We start from the raw sequence: 21,049 nt of genomic DNA, 5'->3' as shown, positions 1-21,049 counted from the left end.
AGTGCGAACGGGATGCCTCTCACTCCGGATGGACCAAATCCGCCACTCGTGCCGCGGCCTGTGGCGCGCGGACACCTGCCGCACGGTCGGCGAAGAGGAACGGATACACCTGATCCTGTCGCACGGCGGTGCTGGCGGACAACGCCGGATCGGCCATGATCTGTCGCACGTCCGGCTCGCCGTCGGCGACGGTGAAGGAGGCGTCGCAACAGGTCGAGGTGAGAATGACATCCGGGTCGCGGGTGATCAGCTCCTCTTTGGAGACCGCGACGTGCCGTTTGTTGGTGAGGTCGCCGAAAGCGTTCTCGGCACCGGCCATTTCCAGCACCCTGCTGCCGAAGTCGATGCCGGAGGCGACCCGGTAGCTGCCGTCGTCGTCGTTGAGCAGGATCGCCACCTTCGGTTTCGGCTTTCCCGCCACCCGCTGCTGTACCGCCGCGACTTGCGCGCGCAGCTCGGACACCAGCTCGTCGGCCCGTTCCCGCACACCCAGCAGTCGTCCGAGTGAGTTCAGGTCTCGATAGACCGTGTCCATCGAGACTTGGGCCGGATCGATTGCCTCGTCGGAGAGCCCGTCCTCCGACGGACACAACGGCGCGTTGATCCACGTCCGCACGCCGAGCTCAGCCAGCTCGGCCCGAGTACCGATCGCCTCGTTACCGGAGGTGGCGAACACGTTGTTGTACCCGGCCAGCACGAAATCGGGATTAGCCGCCAGCAACGCCTCCCGCTGAGGCAGATCAGGAACGTAGGGGACCCGCGCTTGCGCCTGGCCATACGGCTCGACGACCTGTGCGTCGAGGAAGGCGGTTCCGACAAGCCGATCGCTCAGGCCCAGCGCGTGGATCGTTTCCACCGCCGGTTGATACAGCGCATAGATCCGTTCCGGCGGTTCGGCGACGGTGACCTCGATGCCGCAGTTGGTTTCCGTCACCGATCCCTCTCCGGAAGCCGCGGGATTCGCATCGGGTGGGCCACCGCAGGCGGACAACCCCACAACCAACGCCGAGATCAAGACGACGCGCAGTCTCTTCTTCCCAACGGATCGGACAGACATCGGAACTTCCCATCGATCGGCGACAACACGAACAAGACTGACGCATCTGTTCTTATGCCACGAACCCTGATGAGCGCCACGATCTCGGCTGACCAGTTCGCAAGATCACGTGCTGAGGTCAGCGCGGTTTGCCGGTCAGACCACAGCATGGAAAATGAGGTGAACACGTAGACCACGCGACCGCCGACCTCGTCGGATCACGAACGGCCGAACCGCGGAACGCATCGGCCTTTACGATGTCGGCCGCCTGAATGTGCCGGAGACCATGTCGGTTCTGGCGTTGACTACGACAGTGGAGTCCGATATGGACGGAAAAGGTCATCGCCGAATTCGATTCGCACGCGAGCCCGTCGACATCCTTGTCGAGTTGATATGGAACGCCCTCGGCACCGGGACGATGAACGTTGAGACGACGTCCAGCTCGCTCATGGTCGTCTCGTTCGACGGATTGTCGTCGCAGCGCATACCGAGGTGCACGAGATCCCTGATCGATTGGAGCCGGTCCGGGGCGGCCTGGCGAACTGAACATCGACGAGCTACGCCATCTGTTCAGCGCGTTGGCCGCCATAGGGCATAACCGCCGGTTATCCCGCCACCGAGGCGCGGCAGACTGGAGAACCGCTGTCGAAACAGGATCCGCTCGCCACCATGGGTCCGAGTTCGAAGAGCTCGTAGAAGCGGACTTGCTGCTCGACGACCTCGACCCGCAGCGCCGCGAAATCATCGTTCTTACCAGGCTCTCGACGATTCCTACGCGGAAGCCGCTGAAATCTGCGACCGTCCTATCGGGACAATTCGGTCCCGCGCCGCCCGCACTCGCGAGGACCTGTTGGCCGCGCGCGACGAGCACGGCACCGCAGGCTGACTTCGCCGCTCGCGGCGGTGCTGGGGCGGGCCGAGCCTCTGGCTCATGCTCGGCCGTACACAGGTTCGGTCACGTCGTGCTGCTGATGATCGGTCGATGTGGTGGTGTCCCGGCGCTGATCCAGAACTCAGACCGCGTCGGCCTCGCCGCGGATGTCAACCGATTCCTCAGGCTTGAGGTGTCCACCGACCCGGCCTGGGGCCGTTGGTGAAGGCGCCGGTCCTATTGACCTGGCTCGGTCAGCTGGGCAGCTCGCGCAGTAGTACCCGAGGTCGCCCGTCCACCGGATCGGGCACGACGCTACCGTCCACTTCGAACACATCGCGGAAGACAGCCTGAGTCAGCACCTCTGCCGGCGGTCCCGCCGCAGCGACGGTGCCCGCCTTGAGAGCGACGATCGTTGTGGCATGCCGGGCGGCGAGGTCCAGTGTGTGCAGCGCGGCGATCACTGTTATCCCAAGCGACGCTACCAGGTTCAGTGCCGAGATTTGATGGGCCGGGTCCAGGTGGTTGGTCGGCTCGTCCAGGACCAGGAGCTGCGGTTGCTGCGCGAGCGCTCTGGCCAGCAGAACGCGCTGTCGTTCTCCACCGGATAATGTGGACAGTGGGCGATTCGCGAACTCGTGAGCGCCGGTAAGTTCAAGCGCTTCCTCGACGACGTGTTCGTCGGAGGCGGTGAGCCGATCGAACGCACCCAGATGTGGATATCGACCGAGCCGCACCCCTTCCCGTGCGGTGAAGTCGTAACCCCCGGCCTGGTCTTGGCCCAGTACACCGACCCTACGGGCGACCTCGTTGTGCCGGGCCGTCCACGCGTCGTCGTCCCCGATCAGCACCGCCCCTGTGCGGGGACGCAAGGCCCGGTAGACGGTCTTGAGCAAAGTGGATTTCCCGCTGCCGTTCGGTCCGACGACCGCGACGAACTCGCCGGGCACGATCGCCAGCGTGACATCGCGTACCGCAGGGACTTCGGTGTAGCCGGCGGTGACGCCGTCGAAGACGAGTTTCACGACAGACCCACTGTTCCTGCCGCGCTCCGGCGCAGCACCACCAAGAACAACGGCACTCCGATCGCCGCTGTGAGAATGCCGATCGGCAGCTCGGTCGGCGCCAGCAGCAACCGCGCGGCGGTGTCGGCCCACACGATGACGAGCGCACCGAGCAGCGCCGTCACCGGCAGCGCGCGACGGTGGTCGGCTCCGACCAGCAATCGGGTCAGGTTCGGCACGATGAGACCGATGAACCCGATGCTGCCCGATACCGCGACCACCGTGCCGGTCAGCAGCGCGACGATCAGAAGCAGTACAGCCCGGGCGCGGCCGGCATCGAGGCCGAGGGACGCGGCGCCCTCGTCGCCGAGCACCAGCAGGTTCAGTCGGCCAGCGCCCGCCGCCGCCACGACCACCAGCGTCAGGACGACCGCCGAACATGTCAAGGCCAGCGACCACTGCGCGCCGGCAAGGCTGCCGAGAATCCAGAACAGGATCTGCTGCTGCGCGTCGACATCATGCGTACGGAGTAACAGGAACGAGATCACCCCGGCGAGTAGCTGTCCGACCGCGATGCCGGTCATCACCATACGCCCGGCCTGGATCCGCCCCGCGATACGCGAAAATCCGAACACCACCAGCGCGGTGACGACCGCGCCGCCGAACGCGGCCAGCGGCAGGGTGAGCAAACCGGCGACCCCAGCGCCGAGCGTTGTCAAGACCAGAACGGCGCCGACGCCCGCGCCCGAAGTGAGCCCGAGGATGAAGGGCTCGCCGAGGGGGTTTCGGACCATCGCCTGGGTCAGGAGCCCGGCGACGGCCAGTCCGGCACCGACGAAGACACCCTGCAGGACCCGCGGCACGCGCAGCTCCCACACGATGAAGTCGAACGGTCCTGGTGTCTCGCGCCCGGTGAGGTGTGCTCCCACAATGGACGCCACCTCACCGGGTGAGATGGCCACCGGCCCAAGGCCGACGGCGACCACCGCCGAGACCGCCAGCGCCGCGGCGAGTACGACCAGGACCACTGCGACAGGGATCCCGCCGAGTACACCGCTCCCACGGCGCTCTGTCACTTGTCGAGGGCTTCGGCGATCTTCGCGACCGCGTCACCGTTGAGTACGCTCGGCGAAAGCAGGATGCTTTGCGGTACCACGACAAACCGGTTCTCCTTCACCGCGCTCGTCCCTGCGAGCACCGGGCTGCTGCGGATCGAATTCAACAGCTCCTCGTCGCTGCTCGGTGAGAAGCCGGAAATCACGACGATTGCCTGGGGGTCGCGCTCGACGACCTCTTCGGCGCTGAGACTCGCGAAGTCCTGCATGGCGTCCTCGGCGATGTTCTTTCCACCTGCTACCGCGATCACACCATTGGCAAGTCCGGTGCCGCCTTGGGCCATCACCGGCTGCCCGGCCGCAGGCGGGGCCGACAACGCGAGGACCCGCCTGCCCGAGCTGCTCTTGGCCTTGTCGACCGTCGTCGTGATCTGCGAAACCAACTCGGCGCCGCGCTGTTCGACCCCGAAGACCTCGGCCGCCCGCGTGATGAACGTCGTCGTCGCGGTCAGGTCCGTGACCGCGACGCCCTTTGCGGTGTCGCATGCGACCAGCGACTTCGCGCCGGCTTTGGCGAGCTGGTCCACGGTCGGTGTGCCGTCGAATCCGCCGAAGCTGTAGCTGGAGATCCCGACCACGAGATCGGGCTCGGCTGCGATCACGGCTTCGGCGCTGCCCTGCCCTGGGTCGATCACTTTGATCTTGGCTAGCTTCGCCGCTTCGTCTCCGGTGAAGGCCCTGAAGAAATCCGGCGCGGCGGTGCCGACGATTTTGTCGCCGACACCCAGCCGTTCGAGAATCGCAGCGGCGCCACCGTCCATTGTGACCACCCGCTTTGGCGGCTCTGAGAACTGTGGTGGTCGCGGGCAGGCCGGGGCTTGTGGGTGCCCGCCCATGTTCGTTGAGTTGGGCGCAGCCGAAGACGGTGCCGCCGCGGGCGTAGCCGGGTCGGTACTGCCGCACGCTGTCAGTCCGAAAAGGATGGCCACCGTCGCGGCGGTCCAGCGCAGTGCTCTCACCGGTTTTCTCCCTCGGCGTCATCGATGTTCCAAGAGCAGTGGTCGCACGAAAGGGTGGCTCGGTTCCCACGTGGCCTTCGAACTGTCCAGTGATCCAACTCACAGGGGGCTTTTCGGAACTCACTCCGTCGAGTGATCGACTTCTCTAATCGAGGTCCGAATCCGGACCTCGATGGGAGAACTTCCGTCATGCCGTCACGTTTGCATTCGTCCAAAAAGGACTGCTGGCCGCTGGTTGCGGTCGCCGGCCTCGTGTCGTTCGTCGCCATGCTCGACATGAACATCGTCAACCTCGGGCTGGCCGATATCTCGCGTGCCTTCGAGATCTCCCCGGGCGCCGCGCAGTGGGCGGCGCTGGGCTACCAGCTGCCGGTGGTGGCGCTGCTGCTGCCGGCCGGGCGGTGGCTCGACCAGGTCGGCCTGCGGCCCGCACTGCTGGTCGCGCTGACCGGGTTCGTCGCGTTCAGCGTCTTTTCCGCGGCGTCTCCGTGGTTCGGATGGCTGTCCGCTTCCCGTGTGGGGCAAGGGGTCTTCGGCGCGGTGCTGTTCGTGCTCATGCCTGTCGCCGCTGCCCGGGCTGTGCGGCCCGAGGCCCGCGGTCGCGCGATGAGCGTGCCCGCCACGCTGGGCCCGCTGGGTGCAGTCCTCGGGCCCGCGGTCGGCGGGCTGCTGGTGGACGCGTTCGGCTGGCGGGTGATCTTCCTGGTCAAGATCCCGTTCTGCGTCCTGGCTTTCCTGCTCACGCGGCGGTACGCGCCGCACGGCGACGCGCTGCGGGCTCCGGACCGGCGGTCCCTGGCCGACGGTGCGCTCGCGGGTGTCGCCTTGACGGCTGCCCTGCTGGCCTTGACCCTCGGCGGAGAAGATCGGCGCTGGCTGTTCCTGCTTGCCGTCGCAGTGCCAACGCTTGTGCTCTGGGCGTGGGGTTCAAGCGCCGAACCGGTGCGTGGCCTGCTGCGGAACCCAGGTCCGCGCCGAGCGACGCTCGCGGTACTGGCTCTGGCCGCGGCGTTCGCCGCGATGAACTACCTCGTCGCCCTGCGTTTGCAGCGCACCGACGGGATCACGGCGGCGGAGACCGGGGCGACCATCCTGGTCTTCTCCGCGGCGATGGCGATCCTGGGCCCGGTCGGCGGCAAGCTGGCCGACCGCTGGGGCACCCGCCCCACCGCCGTCACCGGTGCGGCGCTGACCGCGGCGGGCCTGCTCCTGCTGCTCCCGCTCGGTGACGCCTGGTACCCCGCCGACATCGCTTGGCGGCTCGCGATAGCCGGCGCCGGGATGGGCCTCTACGGAGGTCCCGCCCAGCTGCTCGTGCTCACCACGGCCGCACCCGAGCGAATGAACACCGCCGGTGCGGTCGTCCAGCTCGGCCGCAGCCTGGGCTTCACCCTCGGCCCTGCTCTCGCCACCACGACCTGGGCGCTGAGCGGGTATGGCCCGAACGTCCTCCCCGGACTTGTCTTCGCCGCCGTCGCCGCCTGCGCTGCCGTGCCCCTGCTAGCGCTCCGCCCGGCTGTGCCGGCCCACTCCTGAAAGGAACCACCATGTGCGGAATCACCGGCTGGGCGTCCTACCACCGGGACGCCACCACGCTCGCGCCTGTGCTGGACGCGATGACCGCGACCCTGTCCCCGCGTGGCCCCGACGCGGAGGGCAATTGGCTGGACGCGCACGCCGCGCTCGGGCACCGGCGGCTGTCGGTTCTCGACCTCGAAGGCGGCGTTCAGCCGATGATCGCGGGAGGCGTCGTCCTCAGCTTCAGCGGCGAGATCTACAACCACCACGAACTGCGTGCCGAGCTGCGCCGTCGAGGCCGTGATTTCCGCACCCGCGGCGACACCGAAGTCGTGCTCCGCGCCTACCAGGAATGGGGACCAGGGCTGGCGAAGCAGCTACGTGGCATGTTCGCCTTCGCCGTGTGGGACGGCCCCCGTCAGCAGCTGGTGCTCGTGCGCGACCGGCTCGGCGTGAAACCACTGTTCTGGGCGGAGATCGACGGCGGGCTCGCTTTCGCCTCGGAGCCCAAGGCCTTGTTCGCCCACCCTGAAATCGAACCCCGCGTCGACGCCGACGGCTTGCGCGAGGCCTACAGCCTGCTGTTCTCCACCGGCGCCACCCTCTGGCAGGGCATCCGGGAGGTCGAGCCCGGTGGCATCCTCCTGCTGAACCGCGACGGCATCACCGAAACCCGTTACTGGCAACTGGAAGCACGAGCCCACAGCGACGACCGGGATGCCACGATAGAGCGGGTCCGGCAGCTGGTCGACCACGCTTCCCGCACCCAGCTGGAGGCCGACGTTCCGCTGTGCAGCCTCCTGTCCGGTGGTCTCGACTCCAGTGTCGTCACCGCGCTGATCGCCGACGAACTGCGGACCGAGGGCGAGCGGCTGCGCTCCTATGCCGTCGACTACAGCGACCAGGCCGAGCAGTTCACCGGCGACGTCCTGCGTACCGGCCATGACACGCCCTTCGCGGCCGAAGCCGGCGCGTTCATCGGCACCGACCACTCGACCGTCGTCCTCGACCCGATGGCGCTGCTGGACCCGGCCAACCGCGCGGCCGTCGTCGTCGCCAGGGACTCGCCGATCGGCGTCGGCGACATGGACACGTCGCTGTACCTGCTCTTCGGCGAAATCCGGAAGCACTCCACCGTGGCCTTGTCCGGCGAGGCGGCGGACGAGGTGTTCGGCGGTTACCCGTGGTTCCACAACCCGAAAGCGCTTGCCGCGTCGACGTTCCCGTGGCTACTGGTCACCGGCGACGAAGCCGCCGTGCCGCTTCACCCCGACGTCGCTGCGAGGCTGGACATCCCGACGTTCCGCGACGACACCTACCGCGATGCCCTGGCTGCGGTCCCGCACCTCGACGACGAAACCCCGGAAGAGCACAGGCAGCGGGAGATGCAGCATCTGTCGCTGACCCGCTGGCTGCGGCAGCTGTTGCACCGCAAGGACCGCCTCAGCATGGCCCAAGGCCTTGAGGTTCGCGTCCCGTACTGCGACCACCGACTGATCGAGTACGCGTTCAACGCGCCCTGGGCGCTCAAAAGTTTCGACGGCAGGGAGAAGAGTCTGCTGCGCGCCGTCGGTACCGGGCTCGTCCCCGAGTCGGTTCTCACCCGGCCGAAGAATCACTACCCGGCCACCCACCACCCCGACTACAACCGCGGGCTTCAGGAACTGGCCGCCGACGCACTGTCCACCCGGGATGGTGAGGTCCGCGACATCGTGGACGAGAGGCGGATCAAGCCGCTGCTGGACAGCCAAGCCGACCGCCTCGAATGGGGGCACCGACTGCGCTTGGAGCGCGTCGTGGACCTCGCCCTCTGGCTCGACCACCACAACCCGGCCATCGCGCTGTGAGCCCGCAGGGAGAAACCATGAAGCTGCCCGAGGAACCCGTCCCGCTGCACGGTCCCGAGTACAAACGCGACCCCTATCCTCTCTACACCGCGATGCGGGACAAATGTCCGGTCCACCGGGTCGGGTTCCCCAGCGGGGTCGACGCCTGGCTGGTCACCGGGTACGACGCCGCGCACGCCACGCTCAACGATCGGCGTCTCGGTAAGAACCACGCCCTCGGCAACGACGGCTGGCGCGCGCTTGCCTCGATCATGCCCGAACCACAGCATTCCCAGCTACAGGTGCACCTGCTGCACCAGGACCCGCCCAAGCACACGACCATGCGCAAGCTCGTCCTGGACGCATTCGCACCCCGGCGCGTGGGCGCTCTGCGAGGACGGTTCCAGGAGATCGCCGATGGTCTCGTCGCGGAGTTCCCGGCCGACGGCCCGTTCGACCTCGTCGCATTGTTCGCCGCGAAGTTCCCGTTCCTGGTGCTGGCCGAAACGATCGGCCTGCCCCCAGCTCTGGCAAAGGAGTTCCGCCGCGAATGGGGCAAGGTCGTCGCCCCGGTCGGCCCGAAGGACCCGCGCCGCCCGGAATACGAGCGCCTGCTGCACGAGCTGCAGACCTACATCGCCGCCGTGACCGCGGACAAACGCGCCAGCGGCGGCGACGACCTGCTCGCCGGACTCGTCGACGCGCACGAAGCCGGCATCCTGAGCAAGGAGGAGCTGGACTCGATGATCTTCCAGCTCCTGGTCGCCGGTCAGGAGCCGGTCACCAACCAGATCACCACCATGCTCGTTGCGCTGCTGCGCCACCCCGCACACCTCGCCCGGCTCCGTGCCGATCCGGAGCTGCTTCCCCGGGCCGTGGAGGAACTCCTGCGCTACGACAGCGCATTCGAGCTGACCACCTGGCGGTTCTTTCGCGAAGGCGATGAACTCCACGGCCGTGCGGTCCCGGCCGGAGACTCGATCATCGTGTCGCTCTGCGCCGCCAACCGCGACCCCGAACGCTTCCCGAACCCCGATGATCTGGATTTCGACCGTAGCCCCAACTCGCACCTGGCGTTCGGTCACGGCATCCACTTCTGTCCCGGTGCCGCCCTCGCCCGCACCGAGTTGCAGATCGCCCTTGCCACTCTGCTCGATCGGCTTCCCGCGTTTCGCCTCGCCATCCCCGACGCGGAGCTGCAGTGGGTTCCCGCTGTCCTCGGCCGCGGTGTGAGCAGCCTTCCCGTCATCACCGACTGACCCTCGCCCCAGGTATGGCGCCGCGACCCCTCGCGGCGCCATACCGTCGTGCCCACCTGGAGTGCCCGCATGGTTGCCACCACCGTCGTCGCCGAGGACGTCCTCGGCCTGTTGCTGCCTCACCGCCGCGGTAGGGGCATCGCCCCGCCGTCCGCATTCACCCCGCAATTGGAGCGTCTTGAGGCCTTCATCGACGCCGACGAACCGATCGTGTTCACACTGCCCGGCTTCCCCTGCAAGTCTCCGAACCCGGCCAAGGTCCTCGGCCGCCTGCCCGACGCAGGCGAACGGCTGGCCCTACGGTTCTTGGACACCCTCTGTACCCGGATCGCCGAGGTGCATGCTCCGGGCGTGCGGCTGCTGATCTGCTCCGACGGCCACGTATTCGGCGACCTCATCGGCGTCCCTGACGACCACATCGACGCCTACGCCACCGAACTGCGGACGCTCATCGACGACGAGAAACTCGGCTCGTTCGACACGTTCGACTTGCGCGATGTGTTCGGCGGTGCCTCCTGCGACGACAAGCGAACCATGATCGAGGCCGAGTACGCCCCGACGCTCGACGAGGTGCGCGCCGAGGTTCGCCGCGATGAGCAGGCGGCGCGGCTGTACCGGGGGATCACTCGCTTCCTGTTTGAGGACACCGCGTACTTCAACGGCAGCCGCTCTGCCTTGCAGCGCCAGTGCCGCGAACGCGCCTATGGTGTCGTCCGGCGCAGCGCCGCGTGGGGCCGGGTCGTCGAGCGCCGGTATCCGGACGCCGTCCGGCTTTCCATTCACCCCCAGCCGGTCGGCTCGTCGAAGTTCGGCATCCGTTTGCTCGATGCTCCCGATATCTGGACGACACCCTGGCATTCGTGCCTCGTCCGGCACCTGGACGGCCACACCGAATTGCTGCCGCGAGCCCGCGCCGAACGGCTGGGCGCCATCATCGACCGCGACGGTCGTCCCGATCACATCCAGGCCCGGTGATGGTGTCGTCGTCGCACCTCGAACAGTGGTGCTGGCAATGAGGTGGGGCGAATCACGGGCGCTAAGACGTCAGCGGTCCGCTCGACGCCGGGAGCCTCATGTTCACCGGCTTCTGGTGTTGAGCGTTCCCGCGCGGCTGGTGCTCGTTGTGGCGCGGATCGGGATCGGGTACTACGAGTCAAGGGGCTATTCGGAGTTGGTGAGCTGGCGAGAGCGAGTGGGTGTGTCGCCCTCTGGTTTGTCGTGGTGCTCTGCTGGAGGTGTCTCGGGGTGTTGGCGTTTCCGGAAGCCTGCGGCGACGATGAGTGTGGTTCCGGCGAGAATCCAGATGATGAGCGTGGTCCAGGCTCCGTTTGCACCGTTGCCGTCGAAGTAGGCGAGGGAACGCAGCAGCTGCCCGGCGGCGCCGATGGGCATGTGCTGACCGATCTCCCCGAATGGTTGGGGTAGCCACCACCATCCTGTCGCCAAGCCGGAGAGTGGGTTGGCGATGAAGATCGTGAGGATCGCGCCGAGGCCGATCGCTCGTATGCCAATCACGGCGCCGAGCCCCGCGACGAAGAACGATGTCGCAGCCACGCCTGCGGCGATCGCGAGTGATGCGACGACGTGGTCGGCATCGAACGAGCCGTATCCGGATCGCAGGATGGTCGTCACGACGATCCCTGCGGCGATGCTGGTCGCCGTCAGGCCGACCAGGGTTTGCAGTGTCTTTCCCCGGAGGAGGAAGATCATCAGCGCGGCGGAGGCCATGCCTCCGAAGGCCAGTGGCAGGCCGAGCATCGCGAGCCCGATCCCGGTGGGGTCGTCCTCGGTCAAGGGTGCGAGCTCGATGGTCTCCACGCTCTGACCCTGCGCCTGCAGGCTGGTGGCGATCGTGTTCATCAGCTCGACGTAGGGCGTCCCGTTGCCGGCGGCGGTGTATAGCGTCACGTGCCCGGAGCTCTGGATGACGATCCCGCCGATGGCTTCGCGGTTGGTGATTGCGGCCTCGACGTCGGCGGCCCTGTCGTGGCGTTGGAACGCGAAGGCGTCGGGGGAGTTGGACCGCAGTGCCTGTTCCAGCGGGGTCAGTTCGGTGGTGGGGCCTGCCACGGCGACAGGAAGCTCCTTCGGTCCCGAGTTGATGCTGGGCGCGAGGAAGGCGTACAGCATCAGCGCGATGATGACCGGCAGCCCGAGGGTCAGCGCGAGCACTTTGAGCCAGTCGCTGGACACTCTGTGCCGCGTGGTGGGTGTCGTCGGAACCATGGCTCTCCTTCAATATAAGTGGAACACTGTGCTCCATTTATAAGTGGAGTGTAGTGTTCCACATGCAAGGGTGGCAAGCAGGGCAGTTGATGGAGGTATGTCGTGAGGGCAGACGCCAGAGCCAACCGCGACGGCATCGTCGAGGCAGCGCTCGAACTGTTCCGAGCCCAGGGGAACTTCGATGTGTCGCTCCGCTCCATCGCCGCACGCGCCAACGTCGGGGTGGCAACCTTGCACCGCCACTTCCCGGACCGTGAGTCGCTGATCACGACGGCGGTCGAGCAACTTCATGAAGCCACGCTCGCCATCGTCGAGGAGCGCATCGCGCGATGGGACGACAATCCCGAGGCCGCGTGGAAGGGGGCGATCCACCGTCTCGTCGCGACCGGTATCGCACCGCTGGCATCGAGTGGTTCGGAGTTCGCGGTCGCCGAAGGGCGTGTGGATGCCTTTCTGCGGCAGATGAGGGAACGCGACCTGCGTCCCGTCGAGCGTCTTCTCAAGAAGGCGGCCGCGCAGGGATTCGCGCCAGGCGACCTCGATCCCCACCGGTTCGTGGCCGGTCTCGTCGCCCTGTCTCGCCCCTTACCCGAGCTGACCATGAAGCTGTTGCCCGATCAGTGCGAGTGGATGATCGACGTCCACATCGCCGGACTGCGAGCACTCGCCGACAGGTAACGCTCCCGACGTGATCTACCGGCCCGCGGGAAGACTGGTTATCGATGGCAGGCGGAGCATTGGTGGGCGCCGCCGGCGCGATCGGCCGAGGAGCCCGGCCGAGCCGTTGTCAGTTACGACTGGCGTCGTTCCGATTGAGTCTGCACGAACTCGCGGCCGAAAAATCAAGTACTGAGTGCGTCCCGAAGAAGGGGCACGTAGGACGGGTGCGCCAGCGCGAGTGAGTCGAAGTCGCGCTCCATGAACCACGTCAATGCCCAGCTCCTCCCGCAGTTCGCGGCGCAGGGCTTGGCGAGGCGATTCGCCTGGTTCGACATGTCGCCTGGCGGATCCCACGCGCCCGGAAACGACGCACGGTCCGAATGCCTCAGTCCCAACAACACCTGGTCGTGGTCCACGACCACTGCGCGGTCAACACAACCCCCAAAGACGGCGCAGTACGGAAATGGGCGACGGTCGCGTGGAACGGGAACCCACTGAATCGCTGCCGCCGTGGTGTCGTTGTTCGTGTTGCGGCGCTGAGAAGACGTCGCTGGCGCCCCAGAACCGGCCACGTTCACCTAAGCCGGTGTGCCGCGGACAGGGGAGTGTCGCTAGTGAGAGGGACATACGCCGCCCGGTAACTCATCCGTCTATTTAGGATATACATCGCGACATGTTGACGAAGGGTGGCCAACCACTGAAGATGCCGAACCTTGCCGCGGATGACCTCATCCTCGTTAACAGCAGCGCCGGATCTTCGACCTTGACGGGGCAACGCTCACCCTCGCGCGCGCCTCCGGTTTCGCCACATTGTTCCCCGGCGAGTAAGCCCCCGCACTACCCGCTCTCGTCGCGTGCACGGTCGCCGTCACACCTCACGGTTCAGGGGTGCGTGCGCCGAGTACGAGCTACGCGAACGGATCGCCGTGGGGACAGTGGCCGCTGATGCCGCCGAACCAATCGAATCGATTTACCAAGTGCTGCAGGTGACGGTATTGATACTGGTAAAAAGTGCACCAACAGCGTATCCGGAGAACTCGGCGCCCTCGTCGCGCAGATATTTCATCGCTATGCCGCCTGACGTTGATCGGTCAGCTCTTTTTGGCTCCAACGGCATCGCGTAGTCGCTTCGGCTTCCCCGTCAGCGAGACCAATTCGTGTCTGTCGCGCGCCAAGCCAAGTCTCTTGACGCGATGTGACGGCGAACGGAACTCGGTGTGGAGTACGCGCTCCGAACGGCTGCGGTGAATACCGGCGGTAACGGAGAATACCGTGACTATCCCGTTTTCTGGTCGCGCGTCCTGCGTACTCCATCGGAGCTGTTCCAGAGTGCGACCCCGACTACCAGTAGGATGAAAATCTCCCTCAGATCGGCCCAGTCAGTGCCTGGTCCGAATTCGGCGGTGGGTCCCGGCGCGAACAATTCACCCATGAGCGCAAGTGTGATGATCACACCCGCGAATGCCAAGTTCGCCAGTGCGTTGACTGCCGCGATGGCGCTCGTCCATTGGCTCATCGCCCGCGCGATGAGGACGCAGACCACCACGGCTGCCAGACATGCCACGATGATGATCTTCCATATCGGGGCGAGCAGCGGATTGAGAGCCTGGAATTGTGTTTCGTTGTTGACGAGCCCGGAGAGTTGCCAGGTGAACAAGGCGAGGGTGGCGATACTGAATATGAGTGAAGCGATAGTTCCCCGCGGACGCTGCCTGCCCGATTGGTCAGGTAGCCGTTGATTGCGTATCGACTGTGATTGCTCGGTGGACATAGCATGTCTCCTTGGTCGCATGCCCCTTACGTTTGTAAGACTATACCTTACTAACGTAAGATGAGCCTATGGGTGACGTAATGGGTGGCGGCAGAGCGGAAGACGGCAAGCGAAGGGTCGCGCAGGCGCTCACGCGTGTCGTTGCTCGCGAGGGAATCGCCGGTGTCAGCGTGCGAGCTGTCGCGGCGGAGGCTGGGGTGAGTGGCGGGACGGTGCAGTATCACTTCTCCACTCGGGTCGAGATGATCCGATACGCCATGGAGTGGACGTCAGCGCAGGTCGAGCAGCGCCTTGCCGCGGTGCCACGTTGGGGAGAAATTCGCGAGTGGACCCGCGAGATCTTGCTGGAGCTGTTGCCGCTGGATGTCGAGCGCCGTCGCGAACACGCGATCTGGCTCGCATTCGTGGCCCACGCCGCGACCGATCCGATGCTTGCGGACTTGAAGCGGCGGACGAACTTGAAGCTGAATGAGCTGTATTCACGTATTGTCGTTGCGAGGAGGGGGGGTTCCGTTTCAGCTACTGGCGCGGTGCGTCCCGCGCCGGGCTCGGAGGCGGACGCGATACTTCTTCAGTCCTTGTTGGACGGACTCTCGCTGCAACTTGCGGATATGGAGTCAGAGGAAGCGGCCGAAGCGGGACCGCGGCTTCTCGATCGTTACCTTGCTCTGGCAATTGACGAGCTGCCGGGTCAGGAATCTAAGATCTGAATGGGCACTACGATTGCTTCCCGGCACCACGGGAACCTGCCGTCGCGCCGGACGACTGATCGTCCTGGTCTCATGGGCAACCAGCAGGGCGGCGCCACCGGGCTCGGCCTGTAGGTCCGCCGTGTGCGGATGTCGTCCTTGCTGACCGCCGCCATGCGGAGAGTTCCGCCGGCGGGATCGGGTTCGTCGGACTCCTCGTCTCACCCGCCTTTCGGTGTCGAACCGCTCACGCGCACGCCCGGCCGGCCAAGGAGATCCCTATTGGGATCATCACCGCGGCACTTGGTGCTCCGTTCTGTCTTGTGCTGCCGCGCGGCCGGAGTACGAGATCCGACAACCGGGCCGCTCTGGCGGCTCGTCGCTCAAAGACCGGTTGAGCTGGAGGTTTTTCGTGGGCATGGCCGGCGCCTTCAGCGCGAGCTTGACGGCGAATCGGCCTGGGTGACCGAGACCGGCGAGCACGGCGGGCCGCGGCACAGACGGGGAATCCGGCACCCCGGCGAGGAACGCGGTCTACCTGCGGCGCGAGATCGCCCGCCCAGCGGCGCGGCGGAGGTGAGAATGCCGATCGAGGGGCACTTCTCTTACAGAGCGCGCCGTTTCCCATCGCGCGCGACGACACTCCGCGCGTTCCGGACGACTCGCTCGCGCAACTGTCCACTGTGGCGGCCGAGTAGATCGCGTGTACGGCGACGGGTGGCGGCGGCGCGGTGCTGTTGCTCGGTACCGGGCCCAGTCGCCAGGCCACGTGCACGGCCTGAGGCTCCTCAGCCCGCGCTCATCACCAGACCACCGTCGACCGGCAGGCACACGGCGTTGACGTAGGCGGCCTCGGGCGAAGCCAGGAACAGGCAGGCGTTGGCGACGTCCCACGGCGTGCCCATGCGACTGGTGGGGCTGGCCGAGTTCCGGGTGGCGAGCAGGTCGTCGATCGAGTCCGCCTGCGACGCCAGTTGCCGCCGCACCAGCGGGGTGTCGATGTAGCCGGGAGCCACCGAGTTCGCGCGGATCCCCTGTGCGGCATGGGTCAGCGCGAGCGAGACGGTCACCTGGTTCACCGCGGCCTTGGCCGCCATGTAGGCCGGGTAGGCGTAGCCGATGTGGCGCAGCGCCGCGGCCGACGACACGTTCACGATCGCGCCACGGCCGCGCTCGATCATCGCGGGCAGCACGTATTTGCACGTCAGGAACACGCTGTCGACGTTGATCGCGAACGCCCGCCGCCACTGGTCGTAGTCGAGATCGACGGGGCCGCCGAGCACGGTGGCGCCGACGTTGTTGTGCAGGATGTCCGAGGGCCCCAGCTCCTCGGCCGCCCGCCGGACCGCCCCGGCCACGGAGTCGCCGTCGGTCACGTCGGCCGTGAGCGCCACCGCGGTACCGCCCTCGGCATGGACGGCGTCGGTCGTGTGCCGCGCCGCCGCCGGGTCGAGGTCCACCACGGCGACCGCGGCGCCCTCGCGCGCATAGGTCATCGCCGCGGCCTGCCCGTTGCTGACGCCGCTCTCGCCGCCACCGCCACCGAACACGATCGCGACCTGCCCGGCCAGCCGATCACCCATGCGCCGCCTCCTCGACGTAGAGCTCGAACGTCACCGCCACGGGGTTCTGCCCCGGGAGCACGACACCGGAGTGCACGTGCCCGTTGAGGTCGACCAGCGAGCCGGTCAGCAGGACCTCGGGCGGCCCGCCGTCCGTGCCGGTGACCGTGCCGGTGAGCGTGGTGAACTCCGTGGCGGGCCAGTCGGCCTCCACGGTCCGGCCCGCGCCGGAGCGCAGGCGCGCGCCGACGACGCTGCCGAGGCTGGCCCGCACGATCGCCGACTCGAACCCGGCGCGTGCGGCGATCTCGGCCACCGCGTCGTGCAGATCGACGCCGGGCCGCACGCGCGACATCACCGCTCGCGTGCCGCTGTTGCTGTCGGAGGCGACCGGGTGCGGCGTGAACGCGGGCATCGACGTCTCGGGGTCGGCCTCGCTCAGTAACGCGACGTCGTGCTGTGCCCGCAGCGTCACCTGGATCGGCACGACGCCGACGGTGGTCTCCGGCAGCAGGTGCCCGCCGCGCAGTCGCCCCTCGCCGTCGAGCCAGGTGGCGTGCAGGTGCGTGAACGCCGCGCCGTCCCGGGTGCCGACCGTGGCCGTGCCGCTGACCACGAAGCCGGGCGCGGCGGGTTCGACGGTCGCGCTGAACGTCGCGGGCCGCTCGCCGTCCGTGCCGATCGCCGGGTGGACGTAGCGCAGCGTTCCGAAGCACCCGTGGGCCAGCTCGGCGCTCGCGCTCTGACACCCCGCGGCCTGGGTGAGCGCCCAGAGTCCTTGCGACACCACGGTTCCCGGTGCCAGTTCGGCCCGCACGACGGACACGCTCGTCGGCACCGACACGATGCGCTCGGCGGCCACCGGTCCGGGATGGACCAGCGGGACACCGGCCCGCCGGGCGGTCACGACGCCGCCAGGTCGTGTTCGAGGCGCTCGCGGATCGTGCGCTTGACGACCTTGCCGTAGCCGGACTTCGGGATGTCGTCCCACCACACGAATCGCTTCGGGATCTTGTACCTTGCCAGCGTCTCCGACAGCCACGACCGCAGGTTCTCGTCGTCGGCGCGGCCACCGTCGGCCACGCACACGGCGACGCCGATCTCGCCCCACTTCGGGTCCGGCACTCCGACCACGGCCACCTCGGCGATCGACGGGTGGCGCAGCAGGCGTTCCTCGATTTCCCTCGGGTACACGTTGGACCCGCCGGAGATGAACATGTCGGAGGCGCGGCCGGTCACGTAGACGTAGCCCTCGCCGTCGACCATGCCGAGATCGCCGGTGCGGAACCAGCCGTCCCGGAACGACGCCGCGTCGGCCTCGTCGTTGTTGAGGTACCCGGCGAACACCGCGGGACCCGCCACGCAGATCTCGCCCTGCTCGCCGACGGGCAGTTCGGCGCCATCGGAGTCCTGGATGCTCACCTGCATGCCGGTCCTCGGGTAGCCGCACGTGCCGAACTCGACGCCGTCGGCCGAAGGGCGGCCGTGCTGCGCCGGGGGCAGCACCGTGATGTTGCCTGTGACCTCGCCGAGCCCGTAGTACTGCACGAGCACGTCCCCGAGTACCTCGCGGGCGCGTTCCTGGTCGGCCCGGTACATCGGGGCGCCCGCGTAGATCACGTACCGCAGCGACGAGAGGTCGCGGGCCGCCGCCTCGGGCGACTGCGTCAGCGCCGTGAGGATCGTCGGCACCGTGAACGCGTTGGTCACCCGCTCGGCCTCGACCAGGCGCCAGATCTCGGCCGGATCCAGGCTCGCCGAGGTGGGCAGCACGGTCTTCGCGCCACGTGCGACCTGCGGCAGCAGGTGCACGCCCGCGCCGTGCGAGAGCGGCGCCACCACGATCTGGGCGTCGGAGTCGGCGAGCCCCGGCATCAGGTCGCACAGGTGGTTGTTGACCACGAATCCCATCTGGTCGTGCGTCAGCACCACGGCCTTCGGCCTGCCGCTCGTGCCAGAGGTGAAGAAGTACCAGGCGTGATCGCCGTCGCGCACCGGCTCGTCGGGCTGCGGGCCCGCGGCTGGCAGCGAGACCAGCGCGTCGTCGGCACCCGGCTCGGCGCCGAGCCACAGCGTGCCGCCGTGCAGGCCGGCCACGTCGGCGACCGCCGCCGCGTGCGCCGAGTAGTCCGCGTGGCACACCAGCGCCGTCGGCCGCGTGAGCTTAGCGAGCCCGGCCACCTCGGCCGGCGTGAGCCGGTAGTTGGCCGGAGCGAACACCGCGCCCGCCCGCCACACGCCGAACATCGTCGCGACCAGCTCGACGTGGTTGGGGGAGTGCACGAGCACCGCGTCGCCGCGCCCGACACCCCGGCGGCGCAGCTCCGCCGCCACGGCGTCGACGCGCTCGTTCAGCTCGGCCCAGGTGAGCCGCGCCGGCCCGTGCACCAGCGCGTCACGGCCGGGCAGCCTGCGGGCCGTGGCGGTGAGCAGGTGCGCCAGGTTGACCGCACGCCAGTTGGGTGCGCTCACCGGAGCCGTTCCAGTACGGAGAAGTAGTTGGCCACGGCGACGCCGCCCATGTTGAACACGCCCGCGAGCTCGGCGCCCTCGACCTGCATGCCGCCCGCCTCACCCGTCAGTTGCAGCGACGCCATGATGTGCTGGGAAATGCCCGTCGCCCCGATCGGGTGCCCCTTGGCCTTGAGCCCGCCCGAAGGATTCACGGGCAGCGTGCCGGTGCGCTCGGTCAGCCCTTCGTCGAGGGCGGTCGCGCCCTTGCCCGGCTCGGTGAGACCGAACGCCTCGTACTGCAACAGCTCGGCGATGGTGAAGCAGTCGTGGGTCTCCAGCAGGTCCAGATCGGACAGTGCCGATCCCGCTGTCGCCATGGCGCGCGTGAACGCGTCCCTCGCCCCGGCGAATTCGAGCACGTCCGCCCTGCGGCTCAGCGGCAGGTGGTCGTTGGCCTGCGCGCGAGCGCGCCACGTGATGGCCCGCTGGGCGGAAGCGGCGATCTCCGGCGCGGCGACGACCACCGCGGCGGCGCCGTCGGACACCAGCGAGCAGTCGGTGCGGCGCAACGGGTCCGCGACGAGCGGGTTGCGGTCGGACACCTCGTTGCAGAACTCGAAGCCGACGTCCTTGCGCAGGTGCGCGTGCGGGTTGTCGACACCGTTGCGGTGGTTCTTCGCCGCAATGCGGGCCATCGTCTCGCGGTGGTCGCCGTAGCGGTCGAAGTAGCTCCGTGCGATGTCGCCGAACACCCCGGCGAAGCTGCCCGCCTGCTCCTCCTCCCGGCGGTAGGAGGCGGTGAGCAGCGCGTCGTTGAGCACCTCCGGCCGCGCGGTCGTCATCTTCTCCGCGCCCGCGACGAGCGCGATCCTGCCGCGCCCCGACTGCACGAAGTCCAGCGCCGCGTACAGCGCGGCCGAGCCCGTGGCACACGCGTTCTCGGCGTGCAGGGCGGGAACGCGCGCGAGCTCGGGACGGCCCGAACCCACCAGCCCGGCCTCGAAACCCTGGCGGGACAACCCGCCGTTGAAGACGCCGACGAACACGCCGTCGAGCTCGCCCGCGCCGACCCCGGCGTGGTCGAGCGCCGTGCCGGTGACGGACGCGAGCAGGGCCTCCACGTCGGGTTCGGCCGCCTTGCCGAACGCGGAGTGCGCCCATCCGATGATGCTGGGCGAGGTGGTCATGGCTGGGTCCTCCGGGTGAGTGCGGCGTGCATGGTCTCGGCTTCGCGCCGCAGGACCTCGACGAGCTCCTCCCGGCGTTGCCTGCCGAGTCGTTCGGCGATGGTCGCGACACTGAGCGCGGCCACGGGGCGGTCGTCGGCGTCGCGCACCACGACTCCCACGGCCCACGAGCCTGCGATGAACAGGCCGTCGTTGAGCGCGTAGCCCGCTGTGCGCGAGCGCCGCACCAGCCGGTGCAGCGTCTCGTCGTCGAAACGCGGGTACCGCGTGCGGGCGGCGGCCGTGGCGGAGAGCACGTCGGCTATCTCGTCGTCGGGCAGCGCGCTCAGCAGCGCGAGGCTGCCCGCACCCACGCCGAGCGGGTGGCGGTCGCCCACGGCGAGCGCGTAGTTGCGGATCGGGCCCGGTCCCTCCTGCCTGCGCGCGCACACCGCGTAGCTGCCGTGCCGCACGGTGAGGAACGCGGTGTCCGAGGACACATCGGACAGTCGGATGAGGCTGTCGGTGCTGACCGCGCCGAGCCGGTCGGCGCCCTGGCTCGCGAGCTCACCGAGCACGGCCGCCTGCAGGCCGAGGCGGTAGCGCGAGGTCTCGGGATCCTGCTCGACGTAGCCGGCCCCCACGAGTGCCACCAGCACGCGCCGCACGCTCGCCTTGGGCCGTTCGCTGACCCGCGTCAGCTCGGACAGCGACACTCCGTCCGGCCGGTCCCGCGCCAGCACGGCCACGAGATTGAGCAGCACGAGTGCCCGCTGGATGCTCTGCGCGCCCGCCGGTTCGGCGCCGGTCTCCGCGGAGTGCGCGATGGTCCATGATGCGGACCGTCGAGCGAGGTTGCCGCGTTCTCGCAACGGTCGCGGCTCGGCATCAGCGCTCATGAGAACCATGATGAGCAGAGAACCGGGCTCCTTG

Annotated in this window: 18 protein-coding genes; 6 read left to right on the top strand and 12 right to left on the bottom strand. The window is 68.0% G+C overall.

Annotated features, from left to right (window positions below; genetic code table 11):
* Positions 1–19: 19 nt before the first annotated feature.
* From BAY61_RS18635 to BAY61_RS18620, 4 genes are all read right to left on the bottom strand, one after another.
* Positions 20–934 carry an ABC transporter substrate-binding protein gene (locus tag BAY61_RS18635; protein WP_245865220.1) on the bottom strand — a complete coding sequence of 305 codons (915 nt, stop codon included), beginning with the start codon at positions 932–934 and terminating at the stop codon, positions 20–22.
* A 1,227-nt stretch (positions 935–2,161) separates the two neighbouring features.
* A complete protein-coding gene (locus BAY61_RS18630) occupies positions 2,162–2,932 on the bottom strand; it encodes an ABC transporter ATP-binding protein (protein WP_091808922.1) in 771 nt (256 codons plus the stop codon).
* Positions 2,929–3,987 (bottom strand): FecCD family ABC transporter permease, encoded by a 1,059-nt coding sequence (locus BAY61_RS18625; protein WP_091808920.1) that lies wholly within the window; start codon positions 3,985–3,987, stop codon positions 2,929–2,931. The genes BAY61_RS18630 and BAY61_RS18625 overlap by 4 nt, the downstream gene beginning before the upstream one ends.
* Positions 3,984–4,787, bottom strand: coding sequence for an ABC transporter substrate-binding protein (locus tag BAY61_RS18620; protein ID WP_245865216.1), 804 nt, complete (start codon positions 4,785–4,787; stop codon positions 3,984–3,986). Before BAY61_RS18620 ends, BAY61_RS18625 begins: the two co-directional genes overlap by 4 nt.
* A 387-nt stretch (positions 4,788–5,174) precedes the next feature.
* Here BAY61_RS18620 and BAY61_RS18615 point away from each other — a divergent pair, with 387 nt between their 5' ends.
* From BAY61_RS18615 to BAY61_RS18600, 4 genes are all read left to right on the top strand, one after another.
* A complete protein-coding gene (locus tag BAY61_RS18615; RefSeq protein WP_091808917.1) occupies positions 5,175–6,521 on the top strand; it encodes an MFS transporter in 1,347 nt (448 codons plus the stop codon).
* Positions 6,522–6,532: 11 nt separating this feature from the next.
* Complete coding sequence (gene asnB / locus BAY61_RS18610; RefSeq protein WP_091808915.1) at positions 6,533–8,350, top strand: asparagine synthase (glutamine-hydrolyzing); 1,818 nt, start codon at positions 6,533–6,535, stop codon at positions 8,348–8,350.
* 17 nt (positions 8,351–8,367) lie between these two features.
* Positions 8,368–9,588 carry a cytochrome P450 family protein gene (locus BAY61_RS18605; protein WP_091808913.1) on the top strand — a complete coding sequence of 407 codons (1,221 nt, stop codon included), beginning with the start codon at positions 8,368–8,370 and terminating at the stop codon, positions 9,586–9,588.
* Between the two features lie 69 nt (positions 9,589–9,657).
* Positions 9,658–10,563 (top strand): L-tyrosine/L-tryptophan isonitrile synthase family protein, encoded by a 906-nt coding sequence (locus BAY61_RS18600; protein ID WP_091808911.1) that lies wholly within the window; start codon positions 9,658–9,660, stop codon positions 10,561–10,563.
* Between the two features lie 186 nt (positions 10,564–10,749).
* On the opposite strand, the gene BAY61_RS18595 is transcribed toward BAY61_RS18600, so the two are convergent.
* Positions 10,750–11,814, bottom strand: coding sequence for an ABC transporter permease family protein (locus tag BAY61_RS18595; protein ID WP_091808909.1), 1,065 nt, complete (start codon positions 11,812–11,814; stop codon positions 10,750–10,752).
* A 102-nt stretch (positions 11,815–11,916) separates the two neighbouring features.
* On the opposite strand from BAY61_RS18595, the gene BAY61_RS18590 reads away from it, so the two are divergent.
* Positions 11,917–12,492, top strand: a complete 576-nt coding sequence (locus tag BAY61_RS18590; protein WP_091808908.1) for a TetR/AcrR family transcriptional regulator — start codon at positions 11,917–11,919, stop codon at positions 12,490–12,492.
* 15 nt (positions 12,493–12,507) lie between these two features.
* Here the strand turns inward: BAY61_RS18590 and BAY61_RS33915 are convergent, their stop codons facing one another.
* On the bottom strand, positions 12,508–12,828 hold the full coding sequence (locus BAY61_RS33915) for an NUDIX domain-containing protein (protein WP_091808906.1): 321 nt from the start codon (positions 12,826–12,828) through the stop codon (positions 12,508–12,510).
* Between the two features lie 922 nt (positions 12,829–13,750).
* Positions 13,751–14,245, bottom strand: a complete 495-nt coding sequence (locus tag BAY61_RS18580) for a hypothetical protein (protein WP_091808905.1) — start codon at positions 14,243–14,245, stop codon at positions 13,751–13,753.
* A 68-nt stretch (positions 14,246–14,313) separates the two neighbouring features.
* On the opposite strand from BAY61_RS18580, the gene BAY61_RS18575 reads away from it, so the two are divergent.
* The gene (locus tag BAY61_RS18575) at positions 14,314–14,955 is read left to right on the top strand and encodes a TetR/AcrR family transcriptional regulator (protein ID WP_091808903.1); all 642 of its coding nucleotides are present in this window, start codon (positions 14,314–14,316) and stop codon (positions 14,953–14,955) included.
* Between the two features lie 767 nt (positions 14,956–15,722).
* Here the strand turns inward: BAY61_RS18575 and BAY61_RS18570 are convergent.
* Genes BAY61_RS18570 through BAY61_RS18550 form a run of 5 tightly spaced genes read right to left on the bottom strand, consistent with a single transcriptional unit; the run spans position 15,723 to position 21,015 of the window.
* Positions 15,723–16,517 (bottom strand): SDR family NAD(P)-dependent oxidoreductase, encoded by a 795-nt coding sequence (locus tag BAY61_RS18570; protein ID WP_091808901.1) that lies wholly within the window; start codon positions 16,515–16,517, stop codon positions 15,723–15,725.
* Complete coding sequence (locus BAY61_RS18565) at positions 16,510–17,403, bottom strand: PCC domain-containing protein (RefSeq protein WP_091808899.1); 894 nt, start codon at positions 17,401–17,403, stop codon at positions 16,510–16,512. The genes BAY61_RS18570 and BAY61_RS18565 overlap by 8 nt, the downstream gene beginning before the upstream one ends.
* Positions 17,400–18,968: an acyl-CoA synthetase gene (locus BAY61_RS18560; RefSeq protein ID WP_091808897.1), complete on the bottom strand. Its 1,569-nt coding sequence runs from the start codon at positions 18,966–18,968 to the stop codon at positions 17,400–17,402. Before BAY61_RS18560 ends, BAY61_RS18565 begins: the two co-directional genes overlap by 4 nt.
* Complete coding sequence (locus tag BAY61_RS18555; RefSeq protein ID WP_091808896.1) at positions 18,965–20,137, bottom strand: thiolase domain-containing protein; 1,173 nt, start codon at positions 20,135–20,137, stop codon at positions 18,965–18,967. The genes BAY61_RS18560 and BAY61_RS18555 overlap by 4 nt, the downstream gene beginning before the upstream one ends.
* Positions 20,134–21,015, bottom strand: a complete 882-nt coding sequence (locus BAY61_RS18550; RefSeq protein ID WP_091809038.1) for an IclR family transcriptional regulator — start codon at positions 21,013–21,015, stop codon at positions 20,134–20,136. The genes BAY61_RS18555 and BAY61_RS18550 overlap by 4 nt, the downstream gene beginning before the upstream one ends.
* Positions 21,016–21,049: the final 34 nt, after the last annotated feature.

This window comes from Prauserella marina (assembly GCF_002240355.1).
Lineage (GTDB): Bacteria > Actinomycetota > Actinomycetes > Mycobacteriales > Pseudonocardiaceae > Prauserella_A > Prauserella_A marina.
Note: the sequence above shows the minus strand (reverse complement) of the source record. Positions and strands in the feature narration are given on the sequence as shown.